Here is a 10,866-nt window from a genome sequence, read left to right on the forward strand (position 1 = left end):
GCGACAATAACCCCGCAAAACCGCGGCTGCCAGCCAACGACTCCACATAATCCCGCGCTACGCATAATCCGTCTTATGCGGTGCACCGCATAACGCCGAGTTCGGCGCAGCCTGGCAGAAGACCTCGGATGAAGGGCGCGATTATCTCTCGGTCAAGCTCGACGATCCGAGCTTCCCCGCCCCCATCTACGCCAACCTGATCCAAGTCGAAGGCACGGAAGGCCTCCAGCTCATCTGGTCGCGCCCGAACCGCAACTGAGCCCCCAGTCCACGATGGCCCCGCCGCGAGGCGGGGCCAATCCTCCGGCCCGGCCGCGCCGGAAACCACCTCGGCTTTTCACCTCGTCAGCCCCCTGTTGGTTCAAACCACAGCCGGCTCCTGGAGCCGTCAACGCGCGGATTGTGGTTCAGACAACCGCCGCCTCGCATAGACTGCGATCAAGTGATTTGTGGTTCAAATCACATCTCGGCATTTGTTGGTTTGAACCACACCTTGGCCTTCGCGCCATTTGCCCCGTGTCAGCCGCCCTGGTGCTTCCCGCGTGAACTGGAGGGGCTCTCTGGTCGTGCCATGGTACGGCCGGCGGAGCCCGCCTCAAGGACGCGCGGTACCCCCAAAATGCTGCGCATTTCGGCTCCCCCACGCGCCGCCTCCGACGGTCGGCTTCGCCGATCCTTGACCCGGTCTCCACCGACGCGTGGCGCGCCTTCGTCCATTCGAGACGAAGGAGGTTCTCATGACCATGCCGATCGATCAGCAGATTGCCGAACTCAAGGCCGAGCTGGCCAACGCCTGCCTGACACCGCGCGAGCGGCGCGAAGCGCAGCGCGAGCTTGAATTCCTGACCGAGCAGGACCGCAGCGATGCGGAGACGGGGTATTTCGCGGATGTCGAGGGCTGGGCTGCAGTCCACGCCGGCGGGCTTGCCGCACTGCCATTCTGAGCATCACGATCCGAGACGGCCGGTCTGACGCCACGCGCGTCGGGCCGGCTTTTCGCATGTCGCCCTGGCCTGCGCTTGCTCTGCTGCGCGCAGGCCAAGAGGCCCGTGGTCTATCGCCAACGGTGTGGTCTAAACCACACCCGTCACGTCATCGCCGCGATCTCCCGCCAGAACACGCTCCGATTGAAAACATCAGGGCTCTGTCGCGTTTGCATGAAGACCATCGTAATCAACAACCAGAAGGGCGGCGTTGGCAAGACGACGCTGGCCGTTCATCTCGCCTGGCACCTGGCCGAAACCGGCGGCCGCGTGCTGCTGATCGACGCTGATGCTCAGGGCAACGCCACCGATACGATGAAGCGTCATCGAGGCGAGGTGACCGCCGCCGAGCTGTTTCGACAGGGCAGTGCTCCAGTCACTGGTGGAGTAGACGGGATCACGCTCGCGGCTTCTGACAGCTCCCTCACCGATGTCGATCGCGGCGATGCCGCCGGCATCCAGCAGTTCCGCGACAACCTCCGCTCGGTGAGCGCGGCGTTCGATGTCTGCGTCATCGACACACCGCCGTCGTTGGGCTTGCGCAGCGTGGCCGCGCTGGTCGCGGCGAGCCATGTGCTGTCGCCGATCTATCTCGAGGACTATTCGGTGAAGGGCGTGAAGGGCCTGCTCCAGACCGTGATCGGCGTGCAGAAGCGCTATGGCCGGTCGGACATGAAGTTTCTGGGGCTCCTGCCGTCGAACTTCAACACGAAGTCGCCGCGCCAGCGGACGCATCTCGACCAGCTTCTGCGCGAGGCCGGCAAATACGTCTTCCCGGGCCACATCGTCGCGCGCGACGGCTATGCCGAAGCGGTCGCTGAGGGTGTGCCCGTGTGGAAACTCAAGAAACGTTCGGCGCAGGAGGCCGGCCGCGAGATCCGTCTCGTGCTGTCGCGCATCGTCGAGCAGATGGGCTGATCGCATGGCGCTTGATCTGAGCTTTAAGGACCTGGCGGATGTCGCCGCGGATGGAGGGTCGGATGGCCGGCCGCTCAAGGTCGCGCTGGACCTGATCGACGAGGATCCCGATCAGCCGCGTCGCGAGTTTCCGGAAGACGAACTGCAGCAGCTTGCTGCGTCGATCCGGATCGACGGCATCCTTCAGCCGATCGTGGTCAGGCGCTCCGTGCAGGCCGACCGGTTCATCATCGTGATGGGCGCGCGGCGCTATCGTGCGGCGAAGATAGCCGAACTGGTCGAGGCACCCGTCTTCGTTCAGGACGGTGCTGACGCGAGCCCTTACGCACAGATGGTGGAGAACATTCAGCGCGACGATCTGAAGCCCAGCGAGATCGCTCGCTTCGTAACGGCGCGGCTTGAGGCCGGTGAGAAGCAGACAGAGGTCGCTCGGCGGCTGGGCAAGCCGCGTGACTGGGTGTCGCGCTATGCGGCGGTGCCGAAAATGCCGACGTTTCTGCAGGAGAAGCTCGCCACAAGTTCGATCCGCGCCGTCTACGAGCTCTACCAGGCATGGCGGCAGGAACCTTCCGACGTGGAACGAGCCGTCGAGGAGCACGGCGCTTTCACCGACGCGCAGGCCAGAGAATTTGCGTCCGCTGTTCGCTCGACCGTTGAGCCCGCCGCACCGCATGGCACAGCAGCAGGGGATGGGGCCAAGGATGCCCGAGCGTCGGAGAAAGATCGCGCATCGGCTCGCGAGAAACCATTGGCAGGCTCAGCCACAGCGCCGTCCGTTCTGGGCACAAAGGGCGCTGCCATCGTGCGGGTGCGCGCCGGCAAGCGGGTCGGCCAGTTAGTTCTCGACGCAAGGCCGGATGCCGAACAAGGAAGCGCCCGCGTCGCCTTCGATGATGGCACTAGCGAAGACGTGTCTGTTCGCGAGCTTCGGATTGACGCGGTGCTGGTTGGCTGAGCAGCGCGGGCCCGTCTGCTGTCAATTCCCCGGTGTGGTTTGAACCACGCTTCCCTCCGTCCTTGTTTGGTCGCCCGGACCCGCTGCGGGGCGCTTCCTTATGGGCGATTCCCATACGGCAGTGGTTACACCTATTCGAATCGTTAACCGAAGTGGATGGTTAAGAGTCTTTGGCATTGTTTCTAGTGCAGGATAGGCTTGCCGCCAGCGAATTATTACGCCAGATTGGCGTTGCGAATGGTCGAGTGCGTCGATGGTCCCGTGGCAGTGAGAGGAAGCCTTGATGCCGACGCTGACGTTGCGGGTCTCAGATGATCTGGCGCTGCAGTTCGCGGCGCTGGCGGCGACCGAAGGCGGCAAGTCGGCGCTGATCCGCCGGTTGCTCGAAAGCGCTGTGGGCGCCCCGGATTCGAAGCGCGCGCCAGTCGCGGTCGGCTCGCCTCAGAAGGTGACGGTCCGCTTCCGGGAGAGCGAAATGAATCAGCTCAAAGAGCTGGCGTCAGCGCGCGGGATGACGCGGACGCAATGGATCACGTCGCTGGTGCGGTCACGGCTGGGCGCGCCGGCGCAGCAGTCGGATGGTGAGCGCGAGGAACTGCGGACGATCGCGCGTGAGCTGAATCGGATCGGCGGCAACATCAACCAGATCGCGCGGGCGGCGAACACCGGGGAAGGCGTGAAAGCAGGTGCCTCCAAGCCCGGCCTGGAAGAGGCCCGCGCGGCGCTGGAAGCGCTTCAGGGAGAACTGAAGGGCGTGCTGTATCGGACCAGCACCTACTGGGAGGGCCGATGATGAGCGGGAAGCGGGCCCAGGAGCTGCTGGATGACCTGCCGCCGATTTCGTATGTCTGGCAGACGCCGGTGCGTCGGCCGCGCGTATCCGAGGCGGATGTTCCTGACCCGGTCGCGCCGCAGCGCGTCACGCCGGCGATGCGGGCGCGGCTCGAGCGGATCGTCGGGCGTGCGCCGGAGGTGATGGTCAAGGTTACCGGCCGCACGAAAGACGCCGGGCATCTCAAGTCGCATCTGGAATACATTATGCGCAACGGCGAGCTGACGGCGGAGACCGAGCAAGGCTCGCTCATGCAGGGCCGGGAGGGTCTCAAGGACCTGCAGGCGCGCTGGACAGAGGATGCGGCGTTAGACAACAAGCGTCGGCGCGACGGCACAATCTCGGTCAATATCATCCTGTCGATGCCGCCCGGAACCGATCCGATTGCGGTAAAGGATGCCGTGCGTGCGTTCGCGATCGAGACCTTTGGAGCGAACCACGACTACGTCTTCGTTCAGCATCTCGACGACAAGCACCCGCATGTGCATCTGACGGTTCGCTCGCAGGGCTATAGCGCGAAGCGGCTCAACCCTCGCAAGGCCGATCTGGCGATCTGGCGCGAGCGCTTCGCCGGCGAGCTTCGGCTACGCGGCGTCTCAGCCGAGGCGACACCGCGTCGGACGCGAGGAAAGGTGCGTAAGCACGACAAGGGGACGGTGGTGGCGCTGCGACGTCGCGGCGTCGTTCCCGAGACCGACAAAGGTGCTCGGGCAGATGTCGTTCGAGTCGCGAAGGGTAGTGCTCTGACTTCACGGCCTTGGGAGGCGAAGTCTCGCGAACGGCAGGCCAGGATTCGGGCTCAGTATCTCGCTCATGCCAAGGAGCTTGAGCGGACCGGGAAGGGAAGCGATCGGGCGCTGGCCAGAAAGGTACGGGATTTCGTGGCGAAGATGCCGGATCCGGAAACGCGGCGAGAGCAGCTGATGCGGGAACTGGCCTTCGACGCGCGAAAAGAGCGCCTTAACGGTAAGTCAGTATCAAATAACAATGGCAAAGCAATTGAAAATAAAGATCGCTGAAATCTGCTTCGGATAAGTGCGACTATTTTCATAATACATCATTTGTAATTATGATGCTTTTCGGATTTGCTATGATCAGCAAGAGCCTCAATGATCGCGCAGTCGCAGGCTGCGACGCCGCCCGAGCAGGTCGCGGCGATGCGCTCCAGCTCCTTCTCCAGCGAGCGCAGACGGACGATCTTGTGGCGGACATCTTCAAGATGGGCGACCGATATTGCGTGGGCCTCGTCGCAGGCCATGCCGGGGCTGTCCGATAGGCGCAGAAGGGCGCGGATGCCATCGACGGGAAAGCCGAGATCGCGAGCATGCTTGATGAAGGCCAGCCGCTCGACATGGGCCCGGCCGTAGCGGCGTTGGTTGCCGTCCGAGCGCTCGGGCGGCGGCAGCAGGCCGACCTGCTCGTAGTAGCGGATCGTCTCGACCTTGACGCCGGTCCGCTCCGAAAGTGAACCGATCGGCATGACGCGCGCCAGATTCTTTGCGTCCATCGCTATTTTCCTCTTGAACCTCAAGTGGCTAGAGATCGTATCTAAGATGTCTCGCAGCGCCTGCAAGCGGACAAGACGATGACCATCACCCTGGATGCTGAGCCCAAGACCCTGAGCTGGAAGGTCGGCGGCATGGACTGCACGAGCTGCGCGGCGAAGATACGCGGCGCCGTCGAGCGCCTCCCGGGCGTCAGTGACGTGAAGCTGTCGATCATGTCCGAAACCATGACGCTGGCGCTCGACGAAAGCCAAACCCGGCGCGAAGCAGTCGAGAAGCGTGTTGCCAGCCTTGGATACACGACCGCTCCCTTGGCGACGAAGTCGGCACCGGCTGAGGAGCCGGCAGTCGATTGCGGCTGCGGCCATCACGACGAGCAGGCGCAACCGAGGGCCGCGACGGGAAGCGATCGCGAGCCACAATCCTTGAGCTGGAAGATCGGCGGCATGGACTGCGCCAGCTGCGCGGCGAAGATACGCGGCGCCGTCGAGCGCCTGCCGGGCGTTAGCGACGTCAAGCTCTCGGTGATGTCGGAAACGTTGACCCTTGCGCTCGACGAGACGCAGACACGGCGCGATGTGATCGAGAAGCGCGTCGCCAGCCTCGGCTTCACTGCCTCGGTGGTTACGCCGACGACGCAAGCCGCGAGGTCCGGCGAGAGCCAGTGTGGCGACCACGCCGATCATCGCGGACATGATCACACGGGTCACAACAACGCGCACAATGACGACGGCCATGGGGCAAAAGTCGCGGTGGGCGAAGCGACGGGCAAAGGCTCGGTCGATCCCGGCCACAGCATGCCAGGTCATGTCCATGAGAAGACGCCCGGCGGTGTGTCCTGGTATCAGACCAACAAGGGCCGTCTGGTCCTGACGACCGGTGCGCTGCTCGGCGCGGCCTGGGGTTCAAGCCTGGTCTGGCCGGCAGCGGCGCACTGGGCCTTCATCGCCGCCTGCGTGATCGGGATCATCCCAGTGGCGCGCAAGGCATATGCGGCCGCAAGCGCCGGCATGCCCTTCACCATCGAAATGCTGATGACGATCGCGGCCACCGGCGCCTTGTTTATCGGCGCGGCCGAGGAGGCGGCGCTGGTCGTCTTCCTCTTCGCCGTCGGCGAGGTGCTGGAAGGCGTCGCGGCCGACAAGGCGCGCGCCTCGATCCGCGCACTCGGCGATCTCGTGCCCAAGACCGCGATTGTCGAGGAGGATGGCGCCACGCGCACGGTCGACGCCGCCACTCTGATGATTGGCCAGACGGTCTTGGTGCGTCCAGGCGACCGCATCCCCGCCGATGGCGAGATCACGGACGGCGTCTCGGGCATCGACGAGAGCCCGGTCACCGGCGAGTCCGTGCCGAAGACGAAGGGTGTTGGCGAGCCGGTCTTCGCCGGCTCCGTCAACAGCGAGGCGGCCTTGCGCGTGCGCGTCACCAAGGCGGCCGAAGACAACACGATCGCCCGCATCATCCGGCTGGTCGAAGAGGCGCAGGAAGCGCGCGCGCCGACCGAGCGCTTCATCGACCGCTTCTCGCGCGTCTACATGCCGGCGATCGTCGGCTTGGCAGTTCTGGTCGCGATCGTCCCGCCGCTGCTGCTGAGCGGCGAATGGTCGGTCTGGATCTACCGGGCATTGGCGCTGCTGCTGATCGGCTGTCCCTGCGCGCTCGTCATCTCCGTGCCGGCCTCGATCGCCGCCTCGCTCTCAACCGGCGCGCGCCAAGGCTTGCTGATGAAGGGGGGCGTGGTCATCGAGGCAGCCGCAAAGACCGGCATCGTGGCTTTCGACAAGACCGGCACGCTGACGCAAGGCCGTCCACGCGTGACTGAGGTCGTCGCGTTCGGCCGATCCGAGGCCGAGGTGATGGAACTCGCGGCGTCGGTCGAGACCGGCTCCAGCCACCCACTGGCGCTGGCCATCATCGAGCGCGCCAAATCGCATGCGGTTCTCGTCAGGAACGCGACCGAGGCCAAGGCGATTCCAGGACAGGGCGTTACCGGGATGCTGGACGGAACTGCGGTCTTCGTCGGCGCGCCACGCCACGCCATGACGCGCGCCACCTTCGGCAACGACGCCAAATCCGCTGCGGAGCAGCTCGAGGCGGCCGGCAAGACGGTCGCCGTCGTGATCGCCGACGGGGTTCTGATCGGCCTGATCGCGATGCGCGACGAGCCGCGAGAGGATGCCGCCGCCGCCGTCGCGGAGCTGAAAGCCATGGGCGTCCGCTCGCTGATGCTGACCGGAGACAACGCCCGCACCGGCGGCGCGATCGCGGGATCGCTCGGCATGGAGCACAAGGCCGAGCTGATGCCGGAGGACAAGGTCGCGGCGGTCAAGACGCTCGCGGCCGAGGGCGCCGTCATGATGATCGGCGACGGCATCAACGACGCGCCGGCGCTCGCCGCCGCCAGCATCGGCGTCGCGATGGGCTCCGGCACCGACGTGGCGCTGGAGACGGCGGATGCCGCCATCCTCAAGAGCCGCGTCCGCGACGTGCCGGCGATGATCCGGCTGGCGCGGGCGACGATGGGCAATATCCGCGTCAACATCGCCATCGCGCTCGGGCTGAAGGCGGTGTTCCTCGTCACGACGGTGTTCGGCTATACCGGCCTCTGGGTCGCGATCCTGGCCGATACCGGCGCGACCGTGATCGTGACGGCCAACGCCCTGCGCCTGCTGCGCTTCAACGCCGGCCGCGCAGCGTGAGGGACCCGGAAATATGACGAGCATGGAAATCGCCAGCTATCTGATGACGGCCGTCTACGTCATCAGCTTCCTGGCCATGTCGGTCATCCTCGCCAAGGAGGCGGGACGGCCGATCTGGCTCTTCGGCAAGGGACGGGAGAAGCAGGCGCTGCCGGCGATGCTGTTCCGGCTTGCCTTCGCCGGCGCGGTGATCTGGCCGCTTGTGCTGTCGCTCTTCGGCAATCCGATCAAGGCCGACCCGCTGGCAAAGGTTCTGAACGGCCCCTGGCTCGACGTCCTCGGCCATCTTCTCGTCGTGGTCGGCGCCTGTGTCGCGATCCTGTCGCAGCGCCATATGGGCACGTCCTGGCGCATCGGCGCGGCCGAAGGCGAGCTTGGACCGATCGTCGATTCCGGGCCCTTCGCGGTCTCGCGCAATCCGGTCTTCGTCGGACAGACGCTGCTCTTCGTCGGGCTCTTCATCGTGCTGCCCAGCCTGATCCAGGCGGCGCTGACAATCGCGCTCCTGATCGCCATCGTCCTCCAGGTCCGCGTCGAAGAGCGCGTCCTCTCGCAGACCCTTGGCGAGCCCTATCGCGACTACCAGCAACGCGTCAGGCGCTGGCTCGGCACGCGCCGCATGCCAGAAAATGCGACGTCATGACGAGGCAAGTTCGGATCGGAGAAGTCCTGGGCTGGGCGGTCGCGGCTGCGGCGCTGGACCAGCTCTCGAAATGGCTGATCCTGACCTATGTCATGGCGCCGCCGCGCGTGATCGAGATCGCGCCGTTTCTCAACCTGCGTCTCGGCTTCAACTACGGCGTCAGCTTTGGGATCGGCCGCGACCTGCTTGAGGCGTGGCCTGGCCTGCTGGCCGCTTTCAAGCTCGCGGTCGCGCTCGGGCTTATGGTCTGGGCCTTCAGGAGCCAGATCCGGCTGGAGCGGATCGGGCTCGGCCTGATCGCCGGCGGCGCACTCGGCAACGCCCAAGATCGCTGGCGGCAGGGCGCCGTCACCGACTTCATCGACTTGCATTGGGGCGACTGGCACTGGCCGACGTTCAACGGTGCCGACATCGCCATTTCGGCTGGAGTTGGGCTTATGCTTCTGACCGCACTGGCCGACTATCGTAAGGCGCGAACCGGCCCCCCACCACCGCAGGCTGAGGACCATTCGCTAAAGGAGCCGCGTTAAGCGGACCGTTGCTTGAGGAAAACTGATGAATACCGCCCCTACTGAAAGTAAATTTGTTCCTGCACTTGGATTTTCACGTCTGACGCCGCTTTATGATACCATACTTGCGATCATGACGCGCGAGAAAGCGTGGCGTAGCTCGCTCGCGGATAAAATCTCGCCAAAGGCTGGTGAGACCATCCTGGACGTCGGATGCGGCACGGGCACGCTCGCGATCATGCTGAAGCTGCGCGAACCCGGCGCACGGGTGATCGGCATGGATCCGGACCCAGCGACCCTAGCTATCGCCGTAAATAAAGCCAAGCTTGCCGGGGTTGAGGTCGAGTGGCGGAGTGGTTTCGCTCGCGACGCTGCAACGCCTCTTGGGCTCGCAGCATGTGACAAGGTGGTCTCAAGCCTTGTTTTCCACCAAGCGCCTATATCCGAGAAGCGCGCCGGGATCACCGCAATGTTTCAGGCCACACGACCTGGTGGGTGGGTTTACATAACCGACTACGCTCGCCAACGCGGTCCGGTGCGTCGGGCGCTCTTCTCGATAATAGGTCTCCTCGATGGATTCGACAACACGCGACCAAACGCAGAAGGCATGCTGGAGAAACTGCTTACAGAGGTAGCGCGGAGCAAAGTTCGCCCCTTCCGCGTAGTTGAGACAATCACAGGTGCAATCAGCCTATTTGCCTGTCAGCACGTTTCTTTCGGGAGCAGCCAGAATGAACGATGAATGCGGCTGCACTGGTGATCAAGAGCGCGCTCGCGTCGATCCAGCTTATCGGCGGGCTCTGTGGATCGTTGTTGTCCTTAACATTGGGTTCGGCTCCTTGGAACTGGCAGGCGGTTTTATGGCCGCCTCGGAAGCGCTCAAAGCCGATTCGCTCGACTTTCTAGGTGATGGTTCAATTACCCTCGTTGGACTGCTGGCGCTCACTTGGAGTGCGCTCGCCCGTGCACGCGTGGCGCTGGTCCAAGGGCTCTTCCTAGGCGCGCTCGGATTGGGTGTCATTGGCACCGCCATATGGCGTGCGCTCAACGCAGTCGCTCCTGATGCCGAGCTGATGGGCGGTTTAGGTATCGCCGCACTCGCAGTAAACGTTGTGTCCGCATTGGTGCTCGCGCGGTTTCGCGAGAAAGGCGATGCTCAAGCGCGCGCAATTTGGTTGTTCTCGCGTAACGACGCTTTAAACAACGTTGCTGTAATCACCGCTGCAGGGCTTGTGGCTTGGACCAAAAGTGCTTGGCCCGACCTAGCAGTGGCTGTCGTTGTTGCGCTGGTGTTTCTACAGTCTGCCAGAGAAATCGTGCGTGAAGCGCTTGCTGAATTACGAAACAATTCTTCATAGTGATTTGCCGTGACGCCCGGCCAAGTTTCTGACAGGTCTGCTCTCAGGTTAACCTAACATACGGGTAGAAATTTCCCAAGCTGCTATCCATTGATTTGGCAGAGGCAGCCTAAAACCGGCCTTAACCTCGGCCAATTCGCACGCCGTGATTGACAGCCAATCTCGCCTATGCATTTGAGCTTATTGCAAAATACCTTCACGCTTACGATCTCAATTTCGGTTCGTCGCACCTAATAACGATAGTCATCGCAGCTCGGGGGCAACGGGCCCTAATTCCGGCAGCTCTATCCGGATCTCCCGCCCTGTCTCAAGGGATGGCGCATTCTTGAGGACTATCGTCGGGAACGCCATCACGACGGCGGTAAGCGCCACGCCGGTCCCCTCGTGCGGTTCATGAGCTGTATGTGGCAGCATCCTCCGATTGGCGAGACGGAGGATCGGGATGGAAGCAGACGTGCAAA

11 protein-coding genes and 1 pseudogene are annotated in these 10,866 nt (G+C 63.8%); 11 read left to right on the forward strand and 1 reads right to left on the reverse strand.

Annotated features, from left to right (window positions below):
* Positions 1–91: 91 nt before the first annotated feature.
* The 6 genes and pseudogenes from ACFPOB_RS19250 to ACFPOB_RS19275 form a co-directional block, all read left to right on the forward strand.
* Positions 92–259, forward strand: a pseudogene (locus ACFPOB_RS19250) (DUF736 domain-containing protein); the annotation flags it as partial.
* Between the two features lie 478 nt (positions 260–737).
* Positions 738–944, forward strand: a complete 207-nt coding sequence (locus ACFPOB_RS19255; RefSeq protein WP_100962014.1) for a hypothetical protein — start codon at positions 738–740, stop codon at positions 942–944.
* A gap of 75 nt (positions 945–1,019) precedes the next feature.
* A complete protein-coding gene (locus ACFPOB_RS19260; RefSeq protein WP_377799986.1) occupies positions 1,020–1,901 on the forward strand; it encodes a ParA family protein in 882 nt (293 codons plus the stop codon).
* Positions 1,902–1,905: 4 nt separating this feature from the next.
* A complete protein-coding gene (locus ACFPOB_RS19265; RefSeq protein ID WP_377799987.1) occupies positions 1,906–2,856 on the forward strand; it encodes a ParB/RepB/Spo0J family partition protein in 951 nt (316 codons plus the stop codon).
* A gap of 283 nt (positions 2,857–3,139) precedes the next feature.
* Complete coding sequence (locus ACFPOB_RS19270) at positions 3,140–3,649, forward strand: plasmid mobilization protein (RefSeq protein WP_377799988.1); 510 nt, start codon at positions 3,140–3,142, stop codon at positions 3,647–3,649.
* A complete protein-coding gene (locus ACFPOB_RS19275) occupies positions 3,649–4,707 on the forward strand; it encodes a relaxase/mobilization nuclease domain-containing protein (protein ID WP_377799989.1) in 1,059 nt (352 codons plus the stop codon). The genes ACFPOB_RS19270 and ACFPOB_RS19275 overlap by 1 nt, the downstream gene beginning before the upstream one ends.
* A 38-nt stretch (positions 4,708–4,745) precedes the next feature.
* On the opposite strand, the gene ACFPOB_RS19280 is transcribed toward ACFPOB_RS19275, so the two are convergent.
* Positions 4,746–5,168, reverse strand: coding sequence for a MerR family transcriptional regulator (locus ACFPOB_RS19280; protein WP_377799995.1), 423 nt, complete (start codon positions 5,166–5,168; stop codon positions 4,746–4,748).
* Positions 5,169–5,273: 105 nt separating this feature from the next.
* Between ACFPOB_RS19280 and ACFPOB_RS19285 the strand changes: the two genes are divergently transcribed.
* Genes ACFPOB_RS19285 through ACFPOB_RS19305 form a run of 5 tightly spaced genes read left to right on the forward strand, consistent with a single transcriptional unit; the run spans position 5,274 to position 10,405 of the window.
* On the forward strand, positions 5,274–7,895 hold the full coding sequence (locus tag ACFPOB_RS19285; protein WP_377799990.1) for a heavy metal translocating P-type ATPase: 2,622 nt from the start codon (positions 5,274–5,276) through the stop codon (positions 7,893–7,895).
* A gap of 13 nt (positions 7,896–7,908) precedes the next feature.
* Positions 7,909–8,538, forward strand: coding sequence for a methyltransferase family protein (locus ACFPOB_RS19290; RefSeq protein ID WP_377799991.1), 630 nt, complete (start codon positions 7,909–7,911; stop codon positions 8,536–8,538).
* Positions 8,535–9,068 carry a signal peptidase II gene (lspA, locus tag ACFPOB_RS19295; RefSeq protein ID WP_377799992.1) on the forward strand — a complete coding sequence of 178 codons (534 nt, stop codon included), beginning with the start codon at positions 8,535–8,537 and terminating at the stop codon, positions 9,066–9,068. The genes ACFPOB_RS19290 and lspA overlap by 4 nt, the downstream gene beginning before the upstream one ends.
* A 25-nt stretch (positions 9,069–9,093) precedes the next feature.
* Positions 9,094–9,789 (forward strand): class I SAM-dependent methyltransferase, encoded by a 696-nt coding sequence (locus ACFPOB_RS19300; protein WP_377799993.1) that lies wholly within the window; start codon positions 9,094–9,096, stop codon positions 9,787–9,789.
* Positions 9,779–10,405, forward strand: a complete 627-nt coding sequence (locus ACFPOB_RS19305) for a cation efflux transmembrane domain-containing protein (RefSeq protein WP_377799994.1) — start codon at positions 9,779–9,781, stop codon at positions 10,403–10,405. The genes ACFPOB_RS19300 and ACFPOB_RS19305 overlap by 11 nt, the downstream gene beginning before the upstream one ends.
* Positions 10,406–10,866: the final 461 nt, after the last annotated feature.

The organism is Allobosea eneae (assembly GCF_042657265.1).
In the GTDB taxonomy this organism is placed as follows: Bacteria; Pseudomonadota; Alphaproteobacteria; order Rhizobiales; family Beijerinckiaceae; genus Allobosea; species Allobosea eneae.